General features: G+C 75.5%; 26 protein-coding genes. 9 read left to right on the plus strand and 17 right to left on the minus strand.

Annotated elements, in window-relative coordinates; genetic code table 11:
• Positions 1-714 precede the first annotated feature (714 nt).
• The 3 genes from ACFVFS_RS04115 to secD all read left to right on the plus strand — a co-directional run bounded on the left by ACFVFS_RS04115 (position 715) and on the right by secD (position 4,686).
• Entirely contained in the window at positions 715-1,638 is a 924-nt protein-coding gene (locus ACFVFS_RS04115) for an NADP-dependent oxidoreductase (RefSeq protein ID WP_380619840.1), read from the plus strand.
• Between the two features lie 107 nt (positions 1,639-1,745).
• On the plus strand, positions 1,746-2,165 hold the full coding sequence (locus ACFVFS_RS04120; RefSeq protein ID WP_380619843.1) for a hypothetical protein: 420 nt from the start codon (positions 1,746-1,748) through the stop codon (positions 2,163-2,165).
• 178 nt (positions 2,166-2,343) lie between these two features.
• Positions 2,344-4,686: a protein translocase subunit SecD gene (gene secD, locus ACFVFS_RS04125; protein ID WP_380619846.1), complete on the plus strand. Its 2,343-nt coding sequence runs from the start codon at positions 2,344-2,346 to the stop codon at positions 4,684-4,686.
• A gap of 170 nt (positions 4,687-4,856) precedes the next feature.
• Here secD and ACFVFS_RS04130 read toward each other — a convergent pair whose 3' ends face one another.
• From ACFVFS_RS04130 to ACFVFS_RS04190, 13 genes are all read right to left on the minus strand, one after another.
• Positions 4,857-5,591, minus strand: coding sequence for a hypothetical protein (locus ACFVFS_RS04130; protein WP_380619848.1), 735 nt, complete (start codon positions 5,589-5,591; stop codon positions 4,857-4,859).
• Between the two features lie 325 nt (positions 5,592-5,916).
• Entirely contained in the window at positions 5,917-6,255 is a 339-nt protein-coding gene (locus tag ACFVFS_RS04135) for a cyclic-phosphate processing receiver domain-containing protein (RefSeq protein ID WP_380619850.1), read from the minus strand.
• Between the two features lie 141 nt (positions 6,256-6,396).
• Positions 6,397-6,879, minus strand: a complete 483-nt coding sequence (locus ACFVFS_RS04140) for a hypothetical protein (RefSeq protein ID WP_380619852.1) — start codon at positions 6,877-6,879, stop codon at positions 6,397-6,399.
• A 411-nt stretch (positions 6,880-7,290) separates the two neighbouring features.
• Positions 7,291-8,055, minus strand: a complete 765-nt coding sequence (locus ACFVFS_RS04145) for a polysaccharide deacetylase family protein (protein ID WP_380619855.1) — start codon at positions 8,053-8,055, stop codon at positions 7,291-7,293.
• Positions 8,052-8,852, minus strand: a complete 801-nt coding sequence (locus ACFVFS_RS04150; protein WP_380619857.1) for an SDR family NAD(P)-dependent oxidoreductase — start codon at positions 8,850-8,852, stop codon at positions 8,052-8,054. The genes ACFVFS_RS04145 and ACFVFS_RS04150 overlap by 4 nt, the downstream gene beginning before the upstream one ends.
• Positions 8,849-9,817: a DMT family transporter gene (locus ACFVFS_RS04155; RefSeq protein ID WP_380619860.1), complete on the minus strand. Its 969-nt coding sequence runs from the start codon at positions 9,815-9,817 to the stop codon at positions 8,849-8,851. The genes ACFVFS_RS04150 and ACFVFS_RS04155 overlap by 4 nt, the downstream gene beginning before the upstream one ends.
• Before the next feature lie 153 nt (positions 9,818-9,970).
• Positions 9,971-10,348, minus strand: coding sequence for a hypothetical protein (locus ACFVFS_RS04160; RefSeq protein WP_380619862.1), 378 nt, complete (start codon positions 10,346-10,348; stop codon positions 9,971-9,973).
• Positions 10,349-10,402: 54 nt separating this feature from the next.
• Complete coding sequence (locus tag ACFVFS_RS04165) at positions 10,403-10,879, minus strand: hypothetical protein (protein ID WP_380619865.1); 477 nt, start codon at positions 10,877-10,879, stop codon at positions 10,403-10,405.
• A 47-nt stretch (positions 10,880-10,926) separates the two neighbouring features.
• Positions 10,927-12,678, minus strand: coding sequence for a condensation domain-containing protein (locus ACFVFS_RS04170; protein ID WP_380619868.1), 1,752 nt, complete (start codon positions 12,676-12,678; stop codon positions 10,927-10,929).
• 118 nt (positions 12,679-12,796) lie between these two features.
• Positions 12,797-13,528 carry a 4'-phosphopantetheinyl transferase family protein gene (locus ACFVFS_RS04175; protein ID WP_380619870.1) on the minus strand — a complete coding sequence of 244 codons (732 nt, stop codon included), beginning with the start codon at positions 13,526-13,528 and terminating at the stop codon, positions 12,797-12,799.
• Entirely contained in the window at positions 13,525-14,337 is an 813-nt protein-coding gene (locus ACFVFS_RS04180) for a hypothetical protein (RefSeq protein ID WP_380619873.1), read from the minus strand. The genes ACFVFS_RS04175 and ACFVFS_RS04180 overlap by 4 nt, the downstream gene beginning before the upstream one ends.
• 3 nt (positions 14,338-14,340) lie before the next feature.
• Entirely contained in the window at positions 14,341-14,631 is a 291-nt protein-coding gene (locus ACFVFS_RS04185; RefSeq protein ID WP_380619876.1) for an acyl carrier protein, read from the minus strand.
• Between the two features lie 85 nt (positions 14,632-14,716).
• A complete protein-coding gene (locus ACFVFS_RS04190) occupies positions 14,717-15,649 on the minus strand; it encodes a 3-oxoacyl-[acyl-carrier-protein] synthase III C-terminal domain-containing protein (RefSeq protein WP_380619879.1) in 933 nt (310 codons plus the stop codon).
• Between the two features lie 146 nt (positions 15,650-15,795).
• Between ACFVFS_RS04190 and ACFVFS_RS04195 the strand changes: the two genes are divergently transcribed.
• The 5 genes from ACFVFS_RS04195 (at position 15,796) to ACFVFS_RS04215 (ending at position 19,873) form a co-directional block, all read left to right on the plus strand.
• Positions 15,796-16,095: a hypothetical protein gene (locus ACFVFS_RS04195; RefSeq protein WP_380619880.1), complete on the plus strand. Its 300-nt coding sequence runs from the start codon at positions 15,796-15,798 to the stop codon at positions 16,093-16,095.
• Positions 16,092-17,303, plus strand: coding sequence for a glycosyltransferase (locus ACFVFS_RS04200; protein WP_380619882.1), 1,212 nt, complete (start codon positions 16,092-16,094; stop codon positions 17,301-17,303). The genes ACFVFS_RS04195 and ACFVFS_RS04200 overlap by 4 nt, the downstream gene beginning before the upstream one ends.
• A 115-nt stretch (positions 17,304-17,418) precedes the next feature.
• Positions 17,419-18,384 (plus strand): ATP-binding cassette domain-containing protein, encoded by a 966-nt coding sequence (locus tag ACFVFS_RS04205; protein ID WP_380619883.1) that lies wholly within the window; start codon positions 17,419-17,421, stop codon positions 18,382-18,384.
• Between the two features lie 30 nt (positions 18,385-18,414).
• Positions 18,415-19,179 carry an ABC transporter permease gene (locus ACFVFS_RS04210; protein ID WP_380619885.1) on the plus strand — a complete coding sequence of 255 codons (765 nt, stop codon included), beginning with the start codon at positions 18,415-18,417 and terminating at the stop codon, positions 19,177-19,179.
• A gap of 256 nt (positions 19,180-19,435) precedes the next feature.
• Positions 19,436-19,873 (plus strand): hypothetical protein, encoded by a 438-nt coding sequence (locus ACFVFS_RS04215; protein WP_380619887.1) that lies wholly within the window; start codon positions 19,436-19,438, stop codon positions 19,871-19,873.
• A gap of 66 nt (positions 19,874-19,939) precedes the next feature.
• On the opposite strand, the gene ACFVFS_RS04220 is transcribed toward ACFVFS_RS04215, so the two are convergent.
• The 4 genes from ACFVFS_RS04220 to ACFVFS_RS04235 all read right to left on the minus strand — a co-directional run bounded on the left by ACFVFS_RS04220 (position 19,940) and on the right by ACFVFS_RS04235 (position 24,210).
• Positions 19,940-21,271, minus strand: coding sequence for a PLP-dependent aminotransferase family protein (locus ACFVFS_RS04220; protein ID WP_380619888.1), 1,332 nt, complete (start codon positions 21,269-21,271; stop codon positions 19,940-19,942).
• Positions 21,272-21,297: 26 nt separating this feature from the next.
• Positions 21,298-22,239: an alpha/beta hydrolase gene (locus ACFVFS_RS04225; protein ID WP_380619890.1), complete on the minus strand. Its 942-nt coding sequence runs from the start codon at positions 22,237-22,239 to the stop codon at positions 21,298-21,300.
• Positions 22,240-22,265: 26 nt separating this feature from the next.
• On the minus strand, positions 22,266-23,039 hold the full coding sequence (locus tag ACFVFS_RS04230; RefSeq protein ID WP_380619892.1) for a class I SAM-dependent methyltransferase: 774 nt from the start codon (positions 23,037-23,039) through the stop codon (positions 22,266-22,268).
• An 85-nt stretch (positions 23,040-23,124) separates the two neighbouring features.
• Complete coding sequence (locus tag ACFVFS_RS04235) at positions 23,125-24,210, minus strand: alpha-hydroxy acid oxidase (RefSeq protein ID WP_380619895.1); 1,086 nt, start codon at positions 24,208-24,210, stop codon at positions 23,125-23,127.
• 197 nt (positions 24,211-24,407) lie between these two features.
• Here ACFVFS_RS04235 and ACFVFS_RS04240 point away from each other — a divergent pair, with 197 nt between their 5' ends.
• Positions 24,408-25,838 carry a class I adenylate-forming enzyme family protein gene (locus tag ACFVFS_RS04240; protein WP_380619897.1) on the plus strand — a complete coding sequence of 477 codons (1,431 nt, stop codon included), beginning with the start codon at positions 24,408-24,410 and terminating at the stop codon, positions 25,836-25,838.
• Positions 25,839-26,030: the final 192 nt, after the last annotated feature.

Consider the following 26,030-nt stretch of genomic DNA (forward strand, 5'->3'; position numbering starts at 1 on the left):
TTGCGATACCGGCCGTCAGAGCACTGGCGGCGGCGACCAAAACGGTGTTCCGGAAACGGAAATTACGCAACGCGAGTCCTTCATCGTTGGGGCGGCGTCAGCGGTTCGCCTGGTAACAGCATGCTTGTTTGAGGCGAGTAGAGCATGCGCAACATATCAGCGACCATCGCCGCCAGGAACTACCTGAGTCGTACAGAGAACGTCCGGCAAACGGAAGATGACGCCCCATCAGCACCTAAAGCGTTTCGGTGGGCATAACTCCCACATCTGCACCCTTGGCGGCCTTGAGTGAATGCCAATGATTTGTTCGTGCACTCACTTATGTCCCATTTGGAGGGATTCGATGCCATCGACTTCATCGAGGACGTCTTCCATGACATCCATCCGGGTCTCTTCGTGGCGAACGTGGCCGGCGATCCGGAACGGTCGGCACGGATCTACCGCTGAGCCGGGCGGAAACCACCAGCCTGGTGGCCCGGGTCGCCCTCCCCACAGACGTGGGGGTCAGCCGGCTTGCCGGCGGATCAATGATCCTGTGGTGGGCGTCCTTCCCGCCACGAGGGCCATCCGCGGGATCGGTTGCCCGACAAGAGGTCTGAGGTTGGTCCGGTCATGATGGCCGGAGGGTTGAATGCGTGAGACGAACACGTATGAATGTGGGACTCTGGCGCATGGATCGTCTCTGCGGGCGGCCGTAGGTTTCACGTCATGAAGATGAAGACCGCGCGGATCCACGCGTTCGGCGACCCGTCCGTGATCAGGTACGAGGATGTGCCGCGGCCTCGGCCCGCGTCTGGGGAAGTGCTCCTGCGCGTCGCGGCGACGTCGTTCAATCCCACCGAGGCCGCGTTGCGCGCCGGGCTGTTGCAGGCGTTCCTGCCCGTGGAGCTCCCCTACACGCCGGGGTGGGATGTCGCCGGTACGGTCGCCGAGGTCGGGCCGGGAGCCGAGGGGTTCGCCGTCGGGGACCGGGTCGTCGGGTGGTTGGAGGGAGCCGGGGCGGCCGCGGAATGGGTTCGGGCGCCGGGTGTGCTGCTGGTCCCGGCGCCGGTGTCCGTTCCTCTCGCGCACGCCGCGACGCTGCCCTTGGCGGGACTGACGGCGTGGCAGGCGGTGTTCGAGCACGGGAAGGTGGCTGCCGGGCAGCGGGTGCTGGTCAACGGTGCCGGTGGAGGGGTCGGCGGCTTCGTGACGCAGCTCGCCAAGTACGCCGGGGCCGAGGTGATCGCCACGGCCGGTGCGCGCAGCGACCTGGCAGTGCGGCGGCACGGGGCGGACCATGTGATCGACTACACCGCCGGGCCGGTCCCGGCCGCGCTCGACGGCCCGGTGGACACCCTGCTCAACCTCGTCCCGCTGAGCCCGGACGATGCCGCCGCCCTGGCACCGACGGTGCGGCCGGGCGGGCGGATCGTCTCGATCGCGACGCCCGTCGAGCCGCCTGCCGGCGCCGGGGTGACGGCGATCCACATGGTCGCCCGCAACGATGTGGCGCAGCTGGCGGCGCTCGCGGAACTCGTCGACGGGGGTGAGGTCGCGCTCGACGTCAGTGGCTCGTACCCGCTGGCCGACCTCGCGGACGTCCACCGCCCCGGTGCAGCCGGCCGCATCCGGGGCAAGGTCGTCATCATCCCCTGAGGGCCGTGGCCGCCGCCCCGACCTCCCCGCGCGGGGGCGCCGTCGCCTACAGTGAGAGCTTCTTGCGGACGGGACCGGGTGACGGCACGAGCGGGGAGGGGGCCGGAGTGGAACGACGCGTACGTCGGACCGCGGCAGCCTCGCTGTCCTGCGCGCTCCTCGCGGTCTGGGCCGTCTGCCAGGTCCTCCTCGGCACGGCGACGGGCACGGCGACGGGCACGGCTCGGCCGACCCTCCACGCGCCGGCCGCCGCCCCCGCCGCCGTGCGGCTCGGCCCGGCGGGCGCGGAGGTCCGGCGGGCCGCGGACCGTCCCGGCCACGACGTCGTCCAGCGGCGGACGGCCGCCGCCGAGCCCGGCGTCCGGCTGCCCGCGTTCCCGCCGGCCGCGCTCCCGGCCGCCCGGACGGACGCCCCCCGGCCCCGGCCCGGGGTGTACGCCGCGGGGCCGCGCCAGGAGCGGGCGCCGCCGTCCGACCGCTACGACCCCCGCCACACCCGCGGTCCCCCCTCCACCCGGTCCAGCTGACGTTCCACCGCGCCCGCCGACCCGGGTGCCGCGGCCTGCCCGCGGCCCGGGCGGGAGGACTCCGGCCCACCGTGCCCGGAGCGTTCCCGGCGGCGCGCCGTCCCCTCGCGTCCGCCCGTCCCGGGTGCGGCGTCCGCCTGCGGACGCCCGGCTCCCGCGGACCGCCCGTGGAGTACCCATGTCTGCTCGCCGTGCCACGTTCTGGCGCGCGCTCGTCGCGCTCGCCGTCGTCGGTGTCTCGCTCTACGTCGCCCTGACCACCCCGCCCCGCCTCGGCCTCGACCTGCGCGGCGGCACCCGGATCGTCCTGGAGACCCAGGACTCGCCCACCGTCCGCGCCGACGCGGACGCCACCGACCGGGCGTTGGAGGTGCTGCGCCGCCGGGTCGACGGCCTCGGCGTCGCCGAGCCCTCGCTCGCCCGCGCCGGGGAGCGGCGCATCGTCGTCGAACTCCCCGGCGTCCAGGACCCCCGCGAGGCCGCCGGGGTCATCGGCCGCACCGCCCAGCTCACCTTCCACCCCGTCACCGCGATCGCCGACGGCCCGGCGGGGCCCCCCGCGGCGGACGGCTCCCGGGTCCTCGCCGACCCCGGCCTTCCCGGCGGCCACCTGCGACTGGGCCCGCCGGCGCTGACCGGCGACGGCGTCAAGGACGCCTCGGCCGCCCTCGACACCCGGACGGGCCTCGGCTGGAGCATCGACCTCTCCTTCCGCGGCTCGGCCGGCGACGCCTGGGCCCGGCTCACCGGGGAGGCGGCGTGCGCGGCGCCGGCCGACCCCGCCCGGCGGGTCGCCATCGTGCTCGACGACCGCGTCCTGTCCGCCCCCGGCGTCCAGGACAGCGTGCCCTGCGGGCAGGGGATCACCGGCGGTTCGACGCAGATCACCGGCGGCTTCTCGGCCGACGAGGCCCGCGACCTCGCGGCCCTGGTGAAGGGCGGTGCGCTGCCCGTCCCGGTGACGGTGATCGAGCAGAGCACCGTCGGCCCCACCCTCGGCGCCGAGGCGATCCGGGCCAGCGCCCTGGCCGCGGTCATCGGCCTGCTCTGCACCGGGGCCTTCATCATCGCGGTGTACCGCCTGCTCGGGGTGCTGGCCACCGTCGCGCTCGCCCTCTACGGACTGATCTCGTACGCCGCCGTGGTCGCGCTCGGCGCGACGCTCACCCTGCCCGGGCTGGCCGGCTTCGTGCTCGCCATCGGCATGGCGGTGGACGCCAACGTGCTGGTCTTCGAACGGGCCAGGGAGGAGTACACCGCGCCCCGGGCGGCCGGCCGCGGCAAGGAGCGCGACCTGCGGCGCCCGCTGCGCGTCGGGTTCGCGAAGGCGTGGAGCGCGGTGGCCGACTCCAACGTGACGACGCTGCTCGCCGCCGGGCTGCTCTTCGTGTTCGCCACCGGCCCCGTCAAGGGCTTCGGGGTGACGCTCTCGATCGGCGTGCTGGCCTCGATGTTCTCGGCCATGCTGATCACCCGGCTGCTCGCCGAGTGGGCGGTGCGGCGGCCGGCCGTCGCCCGGCGGCCCGCCCTGACCGGTATGGCCACCGTCGGCCGGCTCCGGACCCGGCTGACCCGGCGTCCGCCCCGGCTGATGCGCCACCGGCGGCGCTGGCTGGGCGCCTGCGTCGGCCTGCTGCTGCTCGCCCTGGCCGGGATCGGCGGGCGCGGCCTGGAGTTCGGCGTCGAGTTCACCGGCGGCCGGGTGGCGCAGTACACCGCCGCGCAGCGGGTCGACGCGGACGCCGCCCGCGCGGCGGTGGTCGACGCCGGGTTCCCGCAGGCCGTGGTGCAGACCACCGGCGACACCGGCGTGTCCGTCCGCACCAAGGAGACCGGCGACGACCAGCAGCAGCGCATCCGCGACGCACTCACCGGCGTCACCGGCGAGCTGTCCGTGGAGCGCGACGAGCTGATCGGGCCGAGCCTCGGCAGCGAGCTGCGCGGCTACGCGCTGGCCGCGCTCGGGCTCGCGGTCGCCGCCCAGCTGCTCTACCTGACGCTCCGCTTCCGGTGGACCTTCGCGGCGGCCGCGGTGATCGCGATGGCGCAGGACCTGCTGCTCGTCCTCGGCCTCTTCGCCTGGCTGGGCAAGCCGGTGGACAGCGTCTTCCTCGCCGCGCTGCTCACCATCGTCGGGTACTCGGTCAACGACACGGTGGTGGTCCTGGACCGGCTGCGCGAGCTGCGCCGGACCGGGACGAAGGCGAGCTGGGCGGATCTCGCGGACCGCGCCGTGGCGCAGACCCTCCCCCGGACGGTGAACACCGGCATGGGGGCGCTGTTCGTCCTGGTGGCCCTGGCGGTCCTCGGCGGCGACTCGCTCGCCGACTTCTCGGTGGCGCTGCTGGCCGGGGTCCTGGTGGGCACGGCGTCGACGGTGTTCACCGCGATGCCGGTGGTCGTGCTGCTCCAGGGGCGGTCCCCGGACCGGCCGCGGGAGGCGAGGGAGGCACGGGCACCGCACGCGGCGGGGGCGGCCGGTGTGGCGCGGGCGCGCGACCACAACGGGGCGGTGGTCTGAGCGGCGCTGGATCCGCTCCCTGAGGTCGGTCGGGGAACGGTGCTGCGGCCGGTCCAGGGCGGCTGTCTCCTCCGCGCGGAGGAGGCGGCCGCCCTGGCCGGCAGGGCCCGCAGGACCGGCAGGGCCGTCCCCGGCTGAAGCGGCTGTTCGACGCCCGGTCAGGGCCGGGCCTACGACGAGCGGCGTTCGAGCCAGTCCGGAAAGATCAGCGCCGTACTCGCCGCCCCTGCCAGCCAGCCCGGCACGGCGAGGCCCAGGGTGAGCGCGAACGACCACTGCGCCTCCAGCAGGACGCCGCCGCCCATGACGACGAAGAGGGCGACCCAGCCACCGTTCAAGGCGATCGACGCCGGTACGCTCACGGGCTGCTCGACCAGGCGCTGGACGAGCAGGGCGGACCCGAGACCGACCAGCAGCGACAAGGCGATGACCGTCAGGACGGGCGTGCGCAGGGTCCGGGCGCGGTGCCCGTGGTGGGCGACCTCGGCCACCCGGCCCCGCCAGACCGTCAGCTCCACCTCGCTCCCCACCTCCACGTCCTCGTAGAACGCCTCCCCGACCTTCAATTCGCGTGTGGGCGCGCCCGCCCGGGACACCGTCAGCAGGTAGGTGCGGTTGCCCTCGTCGGACAGGACCCTCCCGGCCTCGACCCTGCCCGTCCCGCCCCGCACGCAGTCCTCGTGCGGCGTCGGCGCCGCCGTGCCGCAGACCGGGGCGGTGCGGTAGGCGCCCATGCCGTCGTACACGGCGAAGAACCACCGGAAGCCGACGGCGACGGCCGCCAGGCCCGCCGCGACCAGCAGGCCGAGGGCCAGCCCGCGCACGACGGGTCGGGCGGGCTTCGCCGGCTCGCCGGACGGCGGCTTCGCGCTCCCCTGCTTCGTACCCCTGCGCCGGATGTTCATCGCATCCCACCCCTGTCGGGCACATCCTCCGGACACCTCCCGGTGCCCCGCGCCGATCGTTCCAGGGCAGGACCGGCGGCGGCAGCGGGCCGAAACCGTTGTGACGCACCTGTCGAACACGGCGGCCCCACCCCTCCGCAGCGCCCCGCGGGCATCCGGAGGCAACGGGCGGGAGCGGGTCCGCACAGGCGGAGCACCCCGGCGGCCGTGAACGCCGGCCCCGCGGTCGGGCAGGCTTCGGCTCGCCGCCCGATGTGGTCGTCCGGCTGGTCGGCGGGCCGTGGCCCCGGGCGCTCGTCTCCGGTGGCTGCGGCGGCCGGGCTCCCTACGCCGTTGCCCGCTGGACCCGGTAGTTCCAGCGGGTGAGCGACCTGACGACGGTTGCGGCGCCGATGGGGTTGGCGCTGTGGACGAAGACGGCTCCGATCCGGAAGGGCCGTCCGTTGAAGGCGGCCTCCTCCAGGAGGGTCACCACCGGCATGACGGTGTCGTCGCCGCCGAGGTCGTGGTCGAGCCACAGCTCGTCGATGAAGCTGTCGCGGTGCTCTTCCAGGAGCCGGACGCCTTCGCGGCTGGTGCGGGCGATCCGCGTGGCCCGGGGAAGGGGGCGGAGGTCGTCGATGCCGAGGACGACGGCGGGCGGCGAGGCGGGTGCTTCCTTCACCGGGTCATCGTCCCAGGGGGCGTGCGGGACGGCCACGGGGTATCGGGGCTCCGCCGGGGCGGGCCGTGCCGCGTCGAAGGGGGCCGCAGGACGCGCCCCGGGCGCCGGCGTCCCCCGGGGAGCCGGCGCCCGGAGTCGGCGTCAGTAGATCAGGATGTCCCAGTGGCTGCCCTCGTTGCAGTACAGGTTGCCCGACGCGGCCTTCCACTGCGGGTAGCCGTCGCCCCGGAGGCCGATGTAGGTGAAGCTGTTCTGGATGTAGCCGTCGATGCAGGAACTGCGGGAGATGTCGACCTTGTAGCCGTTGTAGTGGCTGTAGGTGCCGGAGGCGTGGCCCACCTCGGTCCCGCCCGTGATGTTGATGGCACAGCCGCTGGCCCGCTTGAGGGTGATGATCGCGCTCACCGTGCCCGAGTTGATCTGCTCGAACGAGGTGCAGGTGGAGTTGGACCTGGTGGTGCAGCCCCCACTGGAGCTCCAGGTGATGCCGGCCTGGCTGAACTGACCGGCGGCCGCCGACTGCGACAGCTTGGTACCGCTGGCGCCCGCCGTGGGCGCCGAGACGGCGAGGCCGGCCAGGGCCAGGGCGACGACGGTGGCTGCGGTGCGTGGCTTCATCTGCATCTCCCGGTGAGAGTGGTGTGCCTCCGACTCGGCCCCCGCCCCCTCGCCGCGCCTCGTAGGAGGGCGGGAAGTCCGGCGCCGGACCTACGGGACCGGCCCGGGCGCAGGGGTCGTACGCAGTGCTGTGCGGTCGTACGCGGTGCTGTGACGCGGCCGTGCTGTGACGCGGCGGTGCTCCGGCGCGAGGGCCGACCGATCCGTCCGGCGCCGCACCAGGATGACCCACCGCCATCTATGCGAGTAGACCCAGGTCTGTGAATTTCCCGTGACGGGGAGCGGCCCTCGGCGCGTCGAACGCTTCACGGGGTGCGAAGCAGTCGCGGACGGGCTCGTACGGGGCGGGGCTGGGCAGAACGAGGCAGGACGGAGCGGAGCGGGTCGGTCGGGGTCGGCGAGCCCCTCGGCGGAGCGTCACGGCAGAGGTCTGCGAGCGGTCGCCGGGCCGGCGCCGTCCCTCCGCCGGTGCGGGACTCCGTGGTCGCGGAGGGGGCCGAGGGTGAGGCCGTGGGACCGGCAGTGGGCCGCGATGAGGGGCAGGGCGGCGAGGGTGGCGCGCCAGGAGTGGGGGGCCGAGGTGCAGTCGGAGTCGTGGAGGAGGAGGGTGGCGCCGCCGGTCAGGCCTGGGTGGGCGGTGGCGTAGACGGAGGGGCCGGTCGCGCCGGGTTCCCAGTCGCGGCCCCAGGCGGTCCACAGGACGGGGCGCAGGCCGAGGCGGTGGGCGGCCAGGGCGAGGCCGGTGGTGAGGACGCCGTACGGGGGGCGGTACCAGCGGGGGCGGGTGCCGGTGAGGTCGGCGACCGCCTCGGTGGCGCGGCGCAGTTCGCGCAGGTCCCGGGTGGGGGTCGGGAGGTACTGGGGGCGGTGGTGCCAGCCGTGGACGGCGACCTCGTGGCCGCGGGTGACCAGGTCGCGGCCGAGGTCGGGGGCGCGTTCGAGCATGTCGCCGAGCAGGAAGAAGGTGGCGCGGACGCCGAGGGCGTCGAGGGCGTCGAGGATGGGCGGGGTGCCGTGCGGGTCGGGGCCGTCGTCGAAGGTGAGCGCGATGTGCGCCGGGTCGCCGCGGCCGGCGGTGCGGCGGGCGAGGTGGCGGCGGACGGGTGGCAGGCGGACGGCGGCCGGTGCGAGGTGGAGCAGTTCCACGGCGGCGGCCGTGCCGAGGAGGGCGGCGGCCCTCACCCGAAGCGGGACGCCATCCGCCGGAACAGGCCGGGGGCGGCGCCGTGCAGACGGGCCGGGTAGTCCAGCCAGCGCGGGACGAAGATCCGGTCGCGGTCGGTGGTGAGCGCCTCGTGGACGATGGCGGCCACCTCGGCGGCGGGGACCGGGCGGGGGCGTTCGCGCTGGTAGCCGGTGCCGCGGGTGGCGAAGAACGGGGTCTCGACCGCGCCGGGCAGGATCATCCGGACGCCGACGCCGGTGCCGCGCAGCTCGTACCAGAGGCTCTCGGCGAACCTCGTCAGTCCGGCCTTGGTCGCCGCGTAGGCGGCCTCGTCGCGGACGCCGACCTGGCCGGCCATCGAGCCGAGCAGGACGATCCGGCCCCGGCGGCGCTCCAGCATGCCGGGCAGCAGCAGGCGGGTGAGGCGCAGCGGGGCGGCGAGGTTGACCTCCAGCATCCGGTCCAGGGTGTCGCCGGGGGTCCGGGCGAAGGGACCGCGCCAGCCGAGGCCGGCGCCGGCGATCAGCGCGTCCACCCGGCCGGCCGCGGCGAGGGCGGCTTCGGCGAGGCGCTGGGCGCCGTCGGGCTTGGCGAGGTCGGCGGGCAGCGGTCGGCCGCCGGTGCGGGCGGCGACCGCGTCGAGGCGGGCCTGGTCGGTGCCGGAGAGCAGCAGCCGCCAGCCTGCGGCGGCGAGGCGGTCGGCGGTGGCCGCGCCGATGCCGGACGAGGCGCCGGTCACCAGGGCGACGGGCGGGTCCTCGGCGGGTCGCCGCCCGGCCCGGCGGGAGGGCGGATGGTCGTCGTCCGTGGTCATGGCACCTGCCGCTCTGTGCGCATCTCGCCGTCCGATTTGTCCGGCAAGTCACCTTCGCACGGCGGATCCGTCCGGGCGACCCGGGTGCCGCCGGTCCGGGACCTCGGCGGTCGGCCGCCCGTGGCCGGCGCGGGGCCCAGCTCGGCCTCCACCTCACCGAAGCGGGAGAGCACGAAGGTGCCGCCGACCGCCACCGCGAAGCCGGCCAGCGCGCACCAGGCGTAACCGGGGCGGGCCGCGTCGCCGAGCACCACCACCCCGACCAGTGCCGGGCCGAAGGTCTCCGAGACGGTGCCGGCGGCGGTCGCGGCCGTCACGGTGCCGCGCTGCAGGGCGAGCGCGTAGGCGAGGTATCCGCCGAGGCCGCCGAGGGCCAGCCCGTACGCGGCCGGATCGGTGAACACGTCGGCCGGGCCGGAGAAGTCGAAGACCCGGACGGCGAGGCTGGTGACACCGAAGCCGACGCCTGCGAGCAGGCCGAGGCCGACGGCCGCGGGGGTGCCGTTGCGGCGGGCGAGGAGCAGGGTGAGCAGCAGCATCAGGACGGTCGTGGCCAGCAGCGCCCAGTGGAACGCGGGCGGCGCGTGGTCCCGGCCCGCGTCGCCGGAGCCGAGCGCCAGCAGGGTGAGGCCGACGACCACGGCGGCGATGCCGAGGAGGTCGGCGCGGTGCAGCCGGGCACCGAGCAGGCGGGCGGCGGCGAGCGCGGTGACGGCGAGGCTGGCGTTGGTGACGGCCTGGACCAGGAAGAGGGGCAGGGTGCGCAGGGCCACGATGCTCAGCGCGAAGCCGGCGATGTCCAGGCCGGTGCCGAGCAGGAACCGCCAGGAGCGGAGCAGCGCCGCCAGCAGGCCGACCCGCACCCGGTCCGCGCGGGGGGCCTCGCGCGCGCCGCCCGCCTGGAACACCGAGCCGAAGCCGAAGCAGACGGTGGCGACCAGCGCGGTGGTGAGTCCGAGCAGCATGGCCCTCCCGGCGTCGGGGGCGCCCCTCGGGAGCGGGGGTCACCCCCAGTGTCTGCCGGGCGCGGCCGGACCGCAGCGGGGCGATGTCGGCGCACGACGGCGTCGGCGCACGGGCGATGTCAACGCGCGGGCGATGTCAACGCGCGGGCGGCGTCAGCGCACCGGCGGGGGGCCGGCGACGAAGGCGAAGACGCCGTTGGCCACGGGGAGCGCGATCGGCAGCCCGACCGTGGCGCTCATGCCTCCCCCGGGCTCGCTCGGGAGCCACTGGTCGGCCGCCACCATGGCGGCGAGGACCAGCACGAGGAGCACGGCCAGGCCGGCCTGCACCCCTCGGCGGCGGTTCGGCGGGTCCTTGCGGAAGTAGTCGGCGGCGACCCCGGTGGCCCCGAGGGCGCAGGACCCCCAGGGGATGTCCCGGACCCAGGCGTCGCCCAGCACCAGCCACATGGCCAGGACGAGGAGGCCGACGAGCGCCGTTGTGGCCAGCTCGGCGATGATCGTCGCCTTCACGATGCCCCTGACGTGCATGCTCCGCCCCCTTGGATCTCCCTGCGAGGAGGGTACCCCGGCCTCCGGCCCGGTTCAGTCCTCCGCCCGGCCCGGGTCCGGAGCGGACTCGGTCCCCGGCTCGGTCCTCGGCCCGGTCTGCGGATCGGCCTGCGGATCGGCCTGCGGCTCCGGCCCGTCCTCGGGCAGGGGGCCGGCGACGGCGGCGAAGGCGCCGGCGGCCACGGGGAGCGCGGCCGCCAGGGCCAGCGCGCCGTCCAGGTCGTCCGGGGCCGCGTCCGGGAGCAGGCTCTCCACCCCCACCACGACGGCGGCGGCCACCAGGCCGAGCACGAGGAGACCGGCCGCCGCCCCTCGGACCCGGTGCGGCGGCCGCCGGCGGTAGTACTCGACCGGGGCCCAGTCGGCGCCCAGCACCCAGATCGCCCAGGGCAGGCCGCGGATCCAGTCGTCCCCCAGCAGCAGCCACCCCGCCAGGACGGCCACGCCGACGAACAGCGCGGCCATGGCCTCGGCCACGAGCGTCGCCAGCACCAGGTCCCGGACGTGCATGCCCCGCTCCCCCCGTAGCCCCGGAGGGAGGCTACCCGCACCGGCGGTCAGCCGACCCTGCCGGAGCCCTCCGCGAGGACGGGGAGGAGCGACCAGTCGGGCCGGGCGTCGGCCGGGTGGCGCAGGACGGAGTGGTCGGGGCTGGAGTGATGGGGGGTGGAGCGGTGGAGGGCGTAGTGGTGCGGGGCCATCGCGGTCTCGCGGGCGGGCAGGGCGGCGATCACCGCGCGGTGGACGGCGGCCGGGGTGAGGGCCGGGTCGGCGGTGGCCACCCGGGCGGCCAGGCCGTCCTCGGTGCGGGTGAGGTCGACGGCCGTCGCGGCGGGGCCGAGGGCGTCGGAGAGCAGGGCGCGGACGGCGTCGAGGTCGATCCAGTCGGCGCCGACGCGGTGCCAGTCGCCCGTCCGGGCGGCGGGGCGCAGGCCGCTGAGGGCGGCCAGCTCGGCGAGCGGCAGGGGCCGGTCGGCGGCGGCCGCGAGGACCGCGGGCACGGCGCGGGCGAAGCGCTCGGTGTCGGCCCGGTCGAGCACCTGGGGGCAGGCGAGCAGGGCGAACTCCAGGGTGCCGGTGGTCCGCAGGAGGTTGAGCATCAGCCGGACCGGCAGCGGCTGATCGGGCAGCCACTGCAGTTCGGGGTCGGCGACGGGCCCGGGACGGGCCTCGGACATCGCCTCGGGGATGGCGAGGCTGAGGTCGTTGACGACGACCTGGCGGGCGAAGCGGGCGCCGCGCCGCTCGGCGACGTCCTCCAGGAGCCGCCAGACCTTGTCGGCGTTGAGGGTGCTGTGCCAGTAGCCGGAGAAGGAGGCCGACTTGGCCCTGCCGATGAGTTCGTCGAGGTCGCCGGCCGCGGCGTCGAGGGTGATCAGCGCGTCCTGGGCGAGGGTGCCGATGTGGTCGGCGAGGGCGGCGCGCTGGCGGTTGGCGGACAGCGCGGAGAGCACGAGGTCGGTGCGGTCGGCGCGGTGCGCGGTGAGCGCGGCGAAGACGGCGAGCAGGACGACCGAGGGGCTGGCGGCGGTGCGGCGGCAGACCGCTTCGAGGTCGGCGGCGGCGGTGCGGGAGCGCAGCAGCACGGCGGCGAGTCCGTCCGGCGGGCCGGTGATGCCGTCGGTGGCGAAGACGGTCGACGGGCCGGTGGTGAGGATCGCCTCCCAGTGCTTGAGCGCGGCCGCGGTCTTGCGCCGGCCCTGCGCGCTCTGCTCCTGGGCGGCCACCTGGAGCGGGGTGCGGGAGGCGGCGGGCGGCAGGTCCGCACCGGTGGCGAGGGCGAGCCAATCCCCGATGAGCAGGGTGACGGCGGCGCCGTCGACGCCCGCGTGGCACGCCGTCACGACCAGTCGGCGCACCAACTCCCCGTCGGTGAGGAGGGTGAAGCGCAGTCGCGGGGCGGCGCCCAGGTCGACCGGAAGGGTGGCGTCGGCGCGCCCGGTCTCCTCGGCCAGCGCGTCGAGTTCGGCGTCCGTCCGGTCGCCGGCGGGGACGGTGGCGACCGTGAACTCCCCCTCGGGGGAAACGTCCTGGCGTTCCGGGAAGCCGTCCGCGGCGGGGCCGGGCGGGAAGGCGGTGCGCAGCGACTCGTGGCGTTCGACCAGGGTGCGCAGCGCGTCGAGGGCGGCGCCCACGGTGGTGCCGTCGGGGACCGGCCAGGCCCCCGTCTGGTTCATCTGCTCGGGCCGGTCGCGCCGGATGCAGCGGATCATGTTGTCCTGGCCGAGGGTGAGCGGGCCGGAGCCGCTGCTCGCGCCGCCGTAGCGGACGGTGATCCGCCCGGTCTGCTCTGCCACGTCGTACGTCACGTCGTCCGTGCCCTTCGGCTCGACTGGTCCCGGCGGGGTGCGGTCGGGACGCTATCAGCGCGATGATCGACCGGAACAGACCAGAATTCTGGGATGCAGCAAGGGATGTGATGGTTCATCAGCTACTTGGCGAGGCCATGGCGGCGGGCATCGCCCAGGTGCGGACGCGGGCCCGGAACGGGCGGTCGCCGACGGCCGCGAGGGCGGCGCGGAAGGGCTCCGGGGCCGGCAGGTCGTCGACCCGGCACGGGCCCGGTCCGAGCGCGCCGGGGTCGGCGAGCAGCACCGGGGCCGGGCCGGCCAGCGGCAGGCCGAAGCCCTGGACGAGTCTCCCGCCGTACGCCTTGACGCAGGCCTCGCGGCGGCACCACAGCGCGGTGAAGCGCTCGGCGGGCGCCGGGTCGGCCGCGACCAGCGCCGCCTCGGCCGCGGGGAAGTACCGCCGGGCCAGGCGCAGGGCGCTGCGGGCGTCGCGGACCTCCTCCACGTCGACCCCGACGGCGCGCCCCTCCGCGAGGGCGACGGCCGCGAGGGCGCCGGAGGCGGACTGGTTGACGGCGAGCCCGTCGATCTCGGGCTTGCCGTGCGGCCCTCGGCGCCAGACCAGCCGCGCGGGGTCGCGGCCGAGCCGGGCGCCGGCGAGCAGGCGGACGGCGCCGTGGGCGACGGTGAACCGCCGGCCGAAGCGCGGGTCCGGTCCGTCGGCGCGGACACGTTCGGCCGGGTCGAGCAGCTCGCGCAGGGCGCGGACCACCGGCTCGGGCTGGTCGGTGGGGATCAGCCAGACGTCGATGCGGTCGGTGTCCGCCCCCTCCTCCTCGTCGGCCCCGGCCTCGCGGCCTGCGGTCACGGCTGCGGACCGGAGCGCAGGGTCAGGGTGGAGAGCACGCCGAGCCGTGCGTCGAGGTCGGCGAGGAGCACGGGGCGCCGTTCGGCCCGCCAGGCCGGCAGCCGCTCGGCGAGCACCGACCAGAGTCCGGTGAACGGCTGGCCGGCGGGGGTGCGGACGGCGTCCAGGCCGGGCACCTCCAGCGCGGCGGAGAGCAGGACGGCGCTCCCCTCCCCCAGTTCCTTCGCCCGGCGGCGCACCTCCTCGGCGGCGGACGCGGCGTCGGCCCCGCCGTCCTGCCGGACGTCCAGTTCCTCGCCGGGCGCCGTCTCGCAGACCAGGACGACCGCGCAGTGCCGTTCGGGCAGGGTCACCGGCGCGGCCGGCTCGTGGTGCAGGGCGGTCTGCTCGGCGAGGACGACCACCGCGCGCTCGGCGACGCCGGTCCGCTGGTAGGCGGTGGCGGCGCGCAGCGCGCCGAACGCCCCGGCGGTGCCCTGGTCGCAGAGCGCGAGTGCGAGGGGGGTGCCCGCGCAGGAGCGGCTGAGCGCGAGCGAGGTGGGCGCGCCGGGCCGGATGTCGGGCGAGTCGAAGGCCTGGACGAGCACGTCGGCCGGCTCGTTCGGGCCGAGCGCCTCGGCGAGCAGGCCGGCGGCCAGTTCCTCGTAGGCGTGTCCGACGCCCTCGGCCAACAGGTCCTCGCGCAGCGGCAGGCCGTAGGGGCGGACCAGGTCGGAGACGAAGACCCGCAGGTCGGGGTCGAGGGAGAGCTCGGAGCGGCCTTCGGTGTACCGCGTCAGCACCCGGGTGAGGCCCGGTGCGGCGGGCACCGGTCAGTCCTCGGCGATGAGGTGCGAGGCGATGTAGTCGGCCAGGCTGGTGACCGAGCGCAGGTCGTCCTCGGTGATCTGCTCGACGTCGACCTGGAGGTCGAGCGCCTCCTCGGTCTCCAGGATCAGCTCGATGGTGCCGGCCGAGGTGAGGCCGAGGTCGTCGAACAGGCAGGCGTTCTCGGGGATCTCGGGCAGGTCGCGCTTGAGGACGCGCGGCAGCAGTTCGCCGAGGCTGTGCAGGATCCGGTCGCGCAGCTCGGTGTCGATGGTCTGGACCACTTGGTCGGACATGGGTGGGACCGTCCCGTCGTACGTGGTGGGGTGGTGGCCGGGTCGCCGGGGAACCGGCGGCCGGGGAGGAGCGACTGACGGAACGTCAGTGCTCGACGACCATGGCGGAGAAGGTCGCTCCGATGCCTGCGGCGGCGATGAGGTAGTGCTCGCCGCGGCCGAGCAGCCCCCGCGTGGTGGCGGTGTGCAGGTTGATGAGGCCGTCCGCAGCGAAACTGTGCCCCACGGCGGGCACGTTGTCCAGCACCACGTTCCCGATCGGGAAGCCGATCCGGCGCGCGATCATCCGCCAGGAGGCCTGGTTGACGTTGTGCGGGAGCACCAGCGCGAGGTCGGAGAGGTCCAGACCGGCCTGGTCGAGGGCGGCCTCGATCGCCTCGACCATCACCGCCGGGTACTCGCGCTGGTAGCGGGCGAGCAGGTCCGGGTCCTCGGCCAGCCGGCCGTCGAACTCGGGGCGCTGGCGCACCGCGTAGGACAGCACGCGGTCCCGTTCGCCGTCGGCGCTGACCAGGCAGGCGGCCGCGCCCTCGGCGAAGATGCCGGTCTCGGGCACCACCTGGGCGTCCTTGGTGAAGGTCTTCTCCCCGGTGAGCACCAGGGCCAGCGCCTCCCGGCCGGGTTCTCCGGCGAGCAGGCGGCCCGCCAGGTCGACGGCCAGCAGGCCGACGGCGCAGGCGTGGTGGGTGACGGTGAAGGCCTGGGCGTGGCCGAGGCCGTAGCGGTGGAGCAGGTCGTGCAGCGGGTTGAGCGGGTAGGGCACCGCCACCGGCATGCTGCGCGCGTGGATCACGAAACGGACGTCCCGTTCGCGTCCGCACAGCTCCGGCAGGGCGTCGACGGCGGCGCCGAGCAGGTCGGGCAGCTTCCCGTCCGGGTCCAGTCGCAGCTGGTCCAGGCCGTGGAAGCGGCGGAAGAGTCGAAGTTGACGTGGGGTCAGGCCGATGCGCTCGCCCACTGCCTCGATGGGCACGGTGTGGTGGGGGAGGTGGACGGCCACTGCCTCCAGTGCGGTCACGCGGGCTAGTATTCCCACGCCCGACGGGTCCGCACAAGTGATCTCGGGCTGTTGCGGCCTACAGCCCGCACACCTCACCGGGGAGCGCGCGCCCTTCGCGCCCGCCGCTGCCCCGTCCCCGCTTCGTCGAGCCGGTGGAGTCCCAGATGACCGATCGTGAACCTCCTGTCGCCGTACCGCCGGTCCGTCCGGCCCTGGTGTCCCTGCTGGCCGACGTCGCGCAGGCGCCGCCCGGCTGGGCCGCGCGGGTGACCCCGCAGGCCCGGCTGGACGGGGACCTGCTGCTCGACGAGACCGAGCTCGCGGCGCTGTACGAGGGCCTGCGCCGGAGCTTCGGCCCGGCCGTGGACCTCGCCGCGCTGCGGGCCGGGCTCGACCTCGCCGGGCTGGAGGCGCTGACCGTCGCCGACGTCGAGCGGCTGCTGCCCGCGGAGGACGCCCGATGAGCCGGATCCTGCTGGTGGTCCCGCCGCTGACCGGGCACGTCAACCCGACCGTGGGCCTGGCCCGGGAGCTGGTCGCACGCGGCCACGAGGTGGCCTGGACGGGCACCGAGTCGGCGCTGCGGCCGCTGCTGGGGCCCGACGCGACGGTGTTCGGCACCGGCACCCGGGCGTTCCGGGCACAGGGCGGGCACGGGCTGGCCGCCGTCCGCTCGCTGTGGGAGGGCTTCATCGTCCCGTACGCGCGGTTCACCGCGAAGGCGCTGGACGCGGCGGTGCGCGAGTACCGGCCGGACGCCCTGCTGGTGGACCAGCACACGCCGGCCGGGGCGCTGGTGGCGCACCGCCACCGGCTGCCCTGGGGCACCCTGGCGCCGGGCGCGATGGAGCTGGGGCGGCCGTTCCGTGCGCTGCCGCTGGTCGAGCGGTGGATGGACGAGCTGCTCCGGGGCCTGTGGCGGCGGGCCGCGCTGCCCGAGGAGGAGTACACCGACCCGCGGTTCTCCCCCGCGCTGGTGCTCGCCTTCACTGGCCCCGCGCTCACCGGTCCCGGACTGACCGGGGCGGAGCCGACCGGCGCCGAGGCGCTGCCCGCCCAGTACGCCCTGGTGGGGCCGGTGCTGGCGGACCGGCCGGCCGATCCGGCCTTCCCCTGGGAGCGGCTGCTGCCGGACCGCCGGCGGGTGCTGGTCACCATGGGCACCCTCTCCGGCGAGCTGGGCGCCGACTTCCTGGCCCGCGCGGCGCGGGCGGTCGAGCTGGCCGGGCCCGGCGTGCAGGCGGTGTTCGCGGCCCCGGGCGAGCTGCTGCCCGAACCGCCCGCCGGAGCGGTGGCGGTGGACCGGGCGCCGGTGCTGGAGCTGATGCGGCGCGGGGCGCTGGACGCGGTCCTGTGCCACGGCGGGATGAACACCGTCGGCGAGGCGCTGGTGCACGGGCTGCCGCTGGTGACCGCGCCGATCCGGCACGACCAGCCGTTCGTGGCGGCGCAGGTGGCGGCCGCCGGGGCCGGGGTGCGGGTGCCGTTCGCCCGGGTGACGCCGGATCACCTCGGCGCGGCGCTGCGGAGCGTGCTGGAGGAGCCCGGGTACCGGGCGGCGGCGGCCAGGGTGGGCTCCGAACTGCTCGCCGGCGGCGGGGCCGTGACGGCCGCCGACCGGGTGGAGGCACTGGTCGCGGCGGGTGCACCTCGGACCAATCCACTGGTCTAGGCCATTGTTTCCGGGGCGTCGCAGACTCTAGGGTGGCCCGCAGCACCGCTTCCCAGGTGCCCCGCGCGCCGCCTTCCCGGCGCCCCGGCAACCCATCCCCGCACGGGAGTTCTGGTTGATCGAGACCAAGGGGCTGAGAAAGTCCTACCCTTCCAAGAAACGCGGCCAGCCCCCCGTGGACGCCGTCCAGGGCATCGACCTGGACGTCGAGCCGGGTGAGATCTTCGGCTTCCTCGGCCCCAACGGCGCCGGGAAGACGACCACCCTGCGCATGCTCGCCACGCTGATCCGCCCGGACGGCGGCGAGGCGCGGATCGCGGGCGCCGACCTGTTCGCCGACCCCGCCGAGGTACGCCGCCGGATCGGCTACGTCGCCCAGGGCGGCGGCACCACCGACGCCGTCACCGCCCGCGAGGAACTCGTGATGCAGGCGCGGATGCACGGCAAGGGCAAGGCCGAGGCGCTGAGCCGCGCCGAGGACGCGCTCAAGGCCTTCGAGCTCACCGAGTTCGGCGACCGCCCGTGCCGCACCTACTCCGGCGGCCAGCGCCGCCGGCTCGACATCGCGCTCGGCGTCATCCACGCGCCGAAGGTGCTGTTCCTCGACGAGCCCACGGTCGGCCTCGACCCGGCCAGCCGCGGCCACGTCTGGACCGAGATCCGGCGGCTGCGCGACGAGGGCATGACCGTCGTCGTCACCACCCACTACCTTGACGAGGCCGACGCGCTCTGCGACCGCGTCGCCATCGTCGACCACGGCGGCATCGTCGCCGAGGGCACCCCCGAGACGCTCAAGCGCGAGATATCCGGCGACGTCGTGCTCATCGGCCTCGGCGCCGGCGAGGCCGAGCGGGCCGCCAAGGCGCTGCGCGAGCAGCCCGACCTGCCGGACCTCCACCGCCTGGAGCTGAACGGCGAGGACGGCGTGCGGCTCTACCTGGACGACGGCGCCGCCGCCGTCCCGCGCCTGCTGCGCGCCCTGGACGGGGCCGGCGTCGTCACCGGCACCGTGCAGCTTCAGCGCCCCAGCCTGGACGACGTGTTCCTGGCCCGCACCGGCCGCTCCATCGAGCAGTCCTGACCGCACCTCCGGATCCCCTAGGAGGGGCCCATGAAGCTCGCCCGCGACACCTGGCTGGTCTTCCAGCGCCAGCTGCTGCTGATGTGGCGAACCCCGGTCTGGATCGCCGTCGGGGTGATCCAGCCGGTCTTCTACCTGCTGCTCTTCGCGCCGCTGCTCAAGAAGGTGCTGGAGCCGATGGGCGCGCACAGCTACGCCGAGGCCTACCAGATCTACGTGCCCGGCCTGTTGGCCGTGCTGTGCATCTTCGGCGGCCTGTACACCGGCTTCAGCCTGCTCGGCGAGCTGCGGGCCGGGATCATCGAGCGGGCCCGGGTCACCCCGGTCAGCCGGCTCGCCCTGCTGCTCGGCCGGGCGCTGCGCGAGACGGTGGCGCTGCTCGTCCAGGCGGTGATCATCACCATCATCGCGCTGCCGTTCGGCCTGCGGGTCGGCCCGCTGGACCTGGTGCTGGCCTTCCTGCTGATGGGCCTGCTCGCGCTGATGACCTCCGCGATCTCCTACGGGATCGCGCTGGTGCTGCCGGCCGACGAGGCGATGGCGCCGGTGGTGAACACCGTCGCCCAGCCGATCGCGCTGCTGTCGGGCACGCTGCTGCCGCTGGCGCTGGCGCCGATGTGGCTGCAGACGATGGCCAAGTGGAACCCCTTCTACTGGGCCGTGGAGGGCATGCGCGCGCTGTTCTCGGGCGAGGTCGGGGACAGCGCGGTCTGGCAGGGCCTGCTGGTGGTCGCGCTGATGACGGTGGCGGCGGTCTTCTGGTCGGCGCGGCTGTTCTCGACCCGGGTGCGCTGAACCCGGGCGCGGTGGCGCGTGCGCGCGCGGCGGTGGCTTTCGGGTGGCCGGCTCGGGGAACCGGGTCGGCCGTCCGACCGTCACCGCTGTTGAGGTTCCGGCTGGTTGGTTGTCCCGGCGGCGTCGGCGGGCCTGTCGTCCGATCGGTCGATCGCCAGCTCGACGCCTCGTCGGTTCACCAGCTCGCCAGCTCATCAGATCGCCAATGCACCAGCTCGTCAGTTCGCCACTTCGTCAGCTCGTCGAGAGGAACCGCATGAGCCCCCGGTCCGAGAACACCCCGGCCGCCGACCGCGCCGGCCAGTCCGCGCGGCGCCGCGCCACCCGACTGGCCATCGTGGGCGGGGCGATCGCCGCGCTGCCCGTGGCGGGCCTGCTCGCCGCCACCCCGGCCGCCGCCAAGCCCCCGATCAAGGCCGCCGAGGCCCGGCCGGCGGCCGCCGTCGCGGCCAAGCCGCCCGCCAAGGCCGTCGCGGCCAAGCCTCCGGTCAAGGCGGTGGCCGCGAAGCCCCCCGTGAAGGCCGTGGCCGCCAAGCCGCCGGCCAAGGTCGTCGCCGCCAAGCCCCCCGCGAAGGCGGTCGCCTCCAAGCCGGTGGCGAAGGCCGTCCCCGCGAAGCCGCCGACCAAGGCCGTCCCCGCGAAGCCGCCCACCAAGGTCATCGAGGCCGCCCCGGGGTCGACCGGCACCCGCTGACCGTACGACGGCGGTGGCGCCCCCACCCGGGAGGGGGCGCCACCGCCGTGCGGTACGGAGCCGGGATCAGACCGCCCGGGCCGTCTCGGCGCGGACGAAGTCCGCCAGCCGGGCGACACCGGCCGCGATCCGCTCGGGCGTCAGGGAGCTGATGGACAGCCGCAGCCGCTGCTCCCCGCCGCCGGCCGGGTAGAACGGCGCCATCGGCGTCCAGAGCACGCCGAACTCGCGCGCGCAGCGCTCCATCGCCGCGTCGTCGGCCGCGAAGGCCACCGTGAGCACCGCGAAGAAGCCGCCCTCCGGCACGTTCCAGGACAGGCCGAGACCGGCCCGATCGGCCGCCGGGAAGCAGCGTTCCAGCTCGGCCAGCAGGACGTCCATACCGGCCGCGTAGTGGGCCGTGGCGGGGGCGTTGGCGGCCCGCAGCCGGCAGTCGTGGGTCAGCAGCATGCCGCCGATCACCGCCTGGCTGAGGGCCGGTGTGTTGACCGTCGTCATGCTCTTCAGCTTGGCCAGCTCGTCGGCCAGCAGCGTGCGCCGCCCGCCGGGGCCGGCCACCTCCTGGTCCGCGACCACGTAGCCGAGCCGGGCCCCGGGGAAGCAGGTCTTGGCGAAGGAGCCCAGGTAGACGACCCGGCGGTGGCGGTCCAGCGCCTTGAGGGTGGGCCGCTCGCCCGCGTCCCGGGCGAAGAAGCCGTACGGGTTGTCCTCGATGACCAGCAGGTCCTCCTCGGCGGCCGTCGACAGCAGCCGGGTGCGGGCCCCGACGGGCATCGAGGTGCCGGAGGGGTTGGCGAAGTCCGGCACCACGTACAGGGCGCGCGGGCGCCGGCCGGCGGCGCGGACCTCACGGGCGGCGGCGCGCACGGCCGCCGGGTCGGGCCCGCCGTCCGGGCCCTCGGGGACGGGCACGGTGGTCAGGTCGAGCAGCCGGGCGGCGCCGGTGACGCCGACGTAGCAGGGCGAGCTGACCAGCAGCACGTCGTCCGGACCGGCGCAGAGCGCGCGCAGCACCAGCAGCATGCCCTCCTGGGCGCCGACCGTCAGGACCAGCGCCCCGGGCGCCACGGCGAGGTTCTCGTCGTGGGCCAGGGTGCGGGCGACCAGGTCGTTGATGACGCCCTTGGTCGGCCCGTACTGGAACAGCCTGGTGCGGATCGCGTCGCGGTCCAGGCCGGTGGCGGCCAGGTGGTCGAGGTAGGCGTCCAGGTAGGCGGGGACGTCCTCGGGTTCGAAGAAGCCCTCGTAGGGGCGGCCGGGGGCGAAGGAGACCGCCTGCGGGTAGCGGGTGGTGACCTCGTTGAGGAAGGTCATCGCGTCCAGCAGCGGGTCCGCGAGGGAGCCGTGCAGCTCTCCGAGGCGCAGCGTGACGGGCTCGGCGGCCCCGGCCGGGTCCACGCGTGGCGACGGGACCGCGGGGGCGCTCACGCGAGGGCCTCGCGCAGCCGCGCGGCCGCGTACGCCTGGGCCTCGGCGGCGCCGTCCAGGGTGCCGGTCATCGCGAAGAACCCGTGCGGCATGCCCGCCCAGCGCCGTAGCTCCACGGGGACGCCCGCCGCGCGCAGCGCCTCGGCGTACTGCTCGCCCTCGTCGCGCAGCGGGTCGTACTCGGCGGTGACGACGGTGGCGGGCGGCAGCCCGGCCAGGCTCGGGGCGCGCAGCGGGGAGGCGTGCGGGTGGGCGCCGTCGGCCGGGTCGGCCAGGTAGTGGCCCCAGTACCAGGCGACCGAGCGGCGGTTGAACAGCGCCGGGTCGTCGTGCTCGCGCAGCGACTCGGTGTCGGCGTGGGCGTCGGTGTTGGGGTAGACGAGCAGCTGGTGACGGATCGCCGGGCCGCCCTCGTCGCGGGCGAGCAGGGCGAGCACGGCGGCGAGGTTGCCGCCCGCGCTGTCGCCGCCGACGGCGAGGCGTCCCGCGTCCAGGCCGAGGCCCTCCGCGTGTGCGGCGAGCCAGCCGGCGGCGGCGGCGCAGTCCTGGACGGCGGCCGGGAACGGGTGCTCGGGGGCGAGGCGGTAGCCGACGGAGGCGGTGGCGCAGCCGACGGCGTTGGTCAGCGCCCGGCAGATCGCGTCGCTGGTGTCGGGCGAGCCGAGGGTCCAGCCGCCGCCGAACAGGTAGAGCAGGACGGGCAGCGGGCGGCCGTCGGCGGGCGGCTCGGGCCGGTAGAGGCGCAGCGCGAGCTCGCCGCCGGGGCCGGGGAGGCGGTGCTCCTCGACGGCGGCGACCGGCTCGGGGGTGCCCGCGGCGGCGCGGATGTCGGCGAGGTCGGCGGCGCGGGCCTCGGCCACGGTGAGGCTGTAGAGCGGGGCCGTGCCGGCGCTCGCGCGGCGGTCGCGCAGCGCCTGGGCCTGGGGGTGCAGGGGCATCGGGGTGTCCTCGGTACGGGGCCGGGTCAGCGGTCGGCCTCGACGTAGATGGTCTCGTCGGTGCGGAAGGCGGTGTCCAGGTCGGCGACGTCGGCGCGGGCGCCTTCGCGGTAGGCGCAGTGGCGGATCCGGCCGTCCTCGAAGCCCGCCAGGGTCAGGACGTGCCGCAGCTCGTCCAGGTCGTAGATCCACTGGTGACCGTAGTAGCGGAAGATCTGGTTGACCAGGAAGGCGGGGCGCCGCGGCATCGGCGGGCCGAAGCCCATGGTGGTCAGGCGGCGGCGGTGCTTGGTGAGGAAACCGTCGTTGTCGGCGTAGCCCCGCAGGTAGCGGGCCAGGTCGGGGGTGGTGATCCGCAGCACGCCGCTGGGGCGCAGCACCCGCCGGGCCTCGCGCAGCCAGCCGATCGCGACCGGCATGGTGACGTGCTCGATGAGGTGCTCGGCGTAGACCCAGTCGACGCTGGCGTCGGCGAAGGGCAGCGGCTCGGAGATGTCGAGCTGGGTGAACCAGCGGTCGCCGTCGACCCGGTAGAGGGTGCCGGGTTCGGTGCTGGTGTCGGGGCCGCGCAGGGCGGTGAGGTCGGTTCCGAGGCCGGCCGGGTGGTCGGTGCGGAAGGCGGCGAACTCCAGGCCGGTGATGCCGAGCGCGGTGAAGTCCCGGTGGTCGTACGGGAGTCCGCCGTCGGCGGGTTCCAGCGTCCGGCAGGTGGCGACGTCGGCGCTGAACCGGTCGAGCTGCTCGGCGAGGCCGTCGGGGTCGTCCCAGTCCCAGCCGGGGAAGGCGTCCTGTTTGCTCATGGTGTCGTCTTTCGGTCGTTGCGTCGGGTGGTGCTCCGCGCACGAAGGGCCCGGAGGCTCAGCGGGCTCAGAGGGGCCGGCAGGCTCAGCGGGGCCAGGGCGCGAGGGCGGTGCGGTCCAGGTCGGCGGCGGCGGGGCGGCCCAACAGGGCCATGGTGTGCTCCAGTTCGTCGCGCAGCAGGTCGAGGACGCGGGACACGCCCGCCTCGCCGCCGGTGGCCAGGCCCCAGAACGCCGGGCGGCCGACCAGCACGGCGCGGGCGCCGAGGGCGAGGGCGACGGCGATGTCCGCGCCGCCGCGCACGCCGCCGTCGAGCAGCGCGGGCAGGTGCGGCGGCAGGGCGTCGACGACCTCGGGGAGGGCGGCCAGGGCGGGCAGCGCGCCGTCGAGTTGGCGGCCGCCGTGGTTGGAGACGACGACCGCGTCGACGCCGTGCTCGGCGGCGAGCCGGGCGTCCTCGGCGGTCAGCACGCCCTTGAGGGCGATCGGCAGCCGGGTGCGCTCGCGCAGCCAGGCGAGGTCGTCCCAGGTCAGGGTGGGGTCGAACTGCTCGCGGGCGTGCTCGGCAATCCCCGAACTGCCTTGGCCGGCGCGGTGGCTGGCGGCCATCAGGGCGGGGTCGAGGTTGACCGCGCGGATCTCCGGGGGGACCGCGAAGCCGTTGCGCAGGTCGCGCAGCCGGCGGCCGATCCGGGGGGCGTCGACGGTGAGCAGCAGGGCGTTGAAGCCGGCCGCCTCGGCGCGTTCCACCAGGGCGGCGAGGGCGTCGCGGCGGCGCAGCCAGTAGAGCTGGAGCCAGAGCGGGCCGCTCGCCGCGGAGGCGATCTCTTCCAGGGTGCGACTGGCGAAGATTCCGGCGACCAGCAGGGCGCCCGCCTTTCCGGCCGCCCGGGCGGTCGCCGTTTCGCCGTCCGGATGGACCAGTCGGTGGTAGGCCATCGGGGCAATTCCGACCGGCAGTTGCAGGGTGGCGCCGAGCAGATCGACGGCGGGCGCGCAGACGGAGACGTCGACGAGCGTGCGCGGGCGGAACGCATAGCGTCCGAACATTTCCCGGTTGGCCGCCGCGGTGCGTTCCGCACCGCTGCCGCCTTCGACGAAGTCCCAGATTTCTGGGGAGAGTTGCTCGCGCGCGGCGCGTTCGATCCCGGCCAGCGTGAGTGGTGCCACGGGCGTCCTCGTTCCCGGACCGGCCGCGCTCGGACCGGTCCACGGATCCGCAGCGTAGGAGGTCTACACCGCATTGGTATAGACCTTGATTTGACCAATCGTCTGTGCGAAGGTCTGGCAACGGAATTGGACGTATTGCTTGTGATGGCATGTGAACATCGTCCAAGTGTCCATGACAAATCTCCTCACTGTGTGGAGTGGCGTTGACCGGCTTTTCCCCTTCTTCACCGCCGCCCTCCTCACCCCCGCACGCCGATGCTCCCGACGACTGGGTCGACCGGGTGCTGCTGGCCGGCCCCGGGGGTGAGGAGTGCCTCCGCTTCGGCACGCCCGTCGACCGCGACGCCCTGCGCGCTCTGGTCGCCGAGCAGGCCGAGCGGCTGGCCGCGGCCGGCCTCGGCCCGGGCGGCACCGCCGCCCTGCGGCTGCCGCCCTCGCTGGGCTTCGTCGCCGTGCTCCTGGCGGCCTGGCAACTGCGCGCGCAGGTGGCCCTGTTGGACCACCGGCTGACCGACCACGAGGTAGATCTCGCGGTCGACCGGCTGGCCCCGCAGGTGCTCGTCGGCTCGGCCTCGCGGCCGGCCGCCGCGGCGCTGCGCGGCTACTCGCTGGTCGACCCGGTCGCCGTCCGGCTGCCCGCCGGCCGGCCCGCCGGGACCGGCCACGCGCTGGTGCAGCTCAGCTCGGGCTCGACCGGCCCGGCCAAGGTGATCGCGCGCACCGCGGGCGACCTGATCCGTGAACTCGACTGCTACCGCCGACTGGCGGCGTTCCCCGGCGAGGGCGAGCGGGTGGTCCTGCTCTCCTCGGTGGTGCACGTGCTCGGCCTGGTCGGCGGGCTGCTCAACAGCCTGCACGCGCGCGCCCCGCTCACCGTCCCGGACCGGATGACGGCGGCGGGCATCCTCGGCGCGGTCGCCGCCGACGGCCGCCCGACCACCGTGATCGGGGTGCCGTTCCACGCCGAGCTGCTGGCCGGCGTGGCGGATCCGCCCGAACTGCCGCAGCTGCGGCGGATGGTGGTGGCCGGCGAACTCGTCCGCCCGGGCCTGCCCGCCGCGTTCACCGCGCGGTACGGCGTGCCGCTGGGCACCATGTACGGGATGACCGAGACCGGGGTGATCGCCACCGACCTGGACGGCGCCCTGCACCCGGCCAAGCGGCCCGTGCACGGCATGGACCTGCGGCTCGTCGGCGGTGAGCTCCAGCTCGGCACGCCCTCCTCGCCCTACCCCGGACTCGACGACCCGACCCGCTGGGCGGACGGCTGGCTGCACACCCGCGACGCCGCCTTCCTCGACCCGGACACCGGCCTGGTCACCGTCCTGGGCCGCCGGGACTCGCAGGTCTCGATCGGCGGACTCAAGGTCGACCTCACCGAGGTCGAGCAGACCCTCGCCGCGCTCCCCCAGGTCCGCGAGGCCGTGGTGGTCTTCGACGACGGCGCCATCGAGGCCTACCTCTCGGCCGAGGAGGGCGCCGACCGGACCCTCGTCCAGGACGGCCTCGCCCAGCAGCTCGCCGCCTACAAGCGGCCGCGCCGGCTGGCCTTCCTGCCACAGCTCCCCCGTACCGCCACCGGCAAGCTGCTGCGCGACCCGGTCGCCCTGCGCGCGGCCGCCGGCTGACCCGGGCGCGCCGCGACCCGGCGCGCCCGGCCGCGCACCACCCGCTTCCGGCGCCCTCGGCCACCCTCGGCCCGAGGACCGCCGGCCCGTCCCGAACGGGACGTCGAAGCCTTCCCCGACGGGCAGGTTCCGCCTGCCCGTCGGGACCACCACCGGTACCCCGGTGGACCGCGTTCCCACCCCCGACGACCC

Source organism: Kitasatospora sp. NPDC057692, from assembly GCF_042799475.1.
GTDB lineage: Bacteria > Actinomycetota > Actinomycetes > Streptomycetales > Streptomycetaceae > Kitasatospora.

What these genes read in the sequence shown, in the direction of transcription:
- ACFVFS_RS04185 (WP_380619876.1), bottom strand. Translation starts at nt 14,631, where the DNA reads ATGTCCGACCAAGTGGTCCAGACCATCGACACCGAGCTGCGCGACCGG.
- ACFVFS_RS04150 (WP_380619857.1), bottom strand. Translation starts at nt 8,852, where the DNA reads ATGACCACGGACGACGACCATCCGCCCTCCCGCCGGGCCGGGCGGCGA.
- secD (WP_380619846.1), top strand. Translation starts at nt 2,344, where the DNA reads ATGTCTGCTCGCCGTGCCACGTTCTGGCGCGCGCTCGTCGCGCTCGCC.
- ACFVFS_RS04225 (WP_380619890.1), bottom strand. Translation starts at nt 22,239, where the DNA reads ATGCCCCTGCACCCCCAGGCCCAGGCGCTGCGCGACCGCCGCGCGAGC.
- ACFVFS_RS04195 (WP_380619880.1), top strand. Translation starts at nt 15,796, where the DNA reads ATGACCGATCGTGAACCTCCTGTCGCCGTACCGCCGGTCCGTCCGGCC.
- ACFVFS_RS04210 (WP_380619885.1), top strand. Translation starts at nt 18,415, where the DNA reads ATGAAGCTCGCCCGCGACACCTGGCTGGTCTTCCAGCGCCAGCTGCTG.
- ACFVFS_RS04160 (WP_380619862.1), bottom strand. Translation starts at nt 10,348, where the DNA reads ATGCACGTCAGGGGCATCGTGAAGGCGACGATCATCGCCGAGCTGGCC.
- ACFVFS_RS04215 (WP_380619887.1), top strand. Translation starts at nt 19,436, where the DNA reads ATGAGCCCCCGGTCCGAGAACACCCCGGCCGCCGACCGCGCCGGCCAG.
- ACFVFS_RS04230 (WP_380619892.1), bottom strand. Translation starts at nt 23,039, where the DNA reads ATGAGCAAACAGGACGCCTTCCCCGGCTGGGACTGGGACGACCCCGAC.
- ACFVFS_RS04115 (WP_380619840.1), top strand. Translation starts at nt 715, where the DNA reads ATGAAGACCGCGCGGATCCACGCGTTCGGCGACCCGTCCGTGATCAGG.
- ACFVFS_RS04155 (WP_380619860.1), bottom strand. Translation starts at nt 9,817, where the DNA reads ATGCTGCTCGGACTCACCACCGCGCTGGTCGCCACCGTCTGCTTCGGC.
- ACFVFS_RS04200 (WP_380619882.1), top strand. Translation starts at nt 16,092, where the DNA reads ATGAGCCGGATCCTGCTGGTGGTCCCGCCGCTGACCGGGCACGTCAAC.
- ACFVFS_RS04130 (WP_380619848.1), bottom strand. Translation starts at nt 5,591, where the DNA reads ATGAACATCCGGCGCAGGGGTACGAAGCAGGGGAGCGCGAAGCCGCCG.
- ACFVFS_RS04165 (WP_380619865.1), bottom strand. Translation starts at nt 10,879, where the DNA reads ATGCACGTCCGGGACCTGGTGCTGGCGACGCTCGTGGCCGAGGCCATG.
- ACFVFS_RS04140 (WP_380619852.1), bottom strand. Translation starts at nt 6,879, where the DNA reads ATGCAGATGAAGCCACGCACCGCAGCCACCGTCGTCGCCCTGGCCCTG.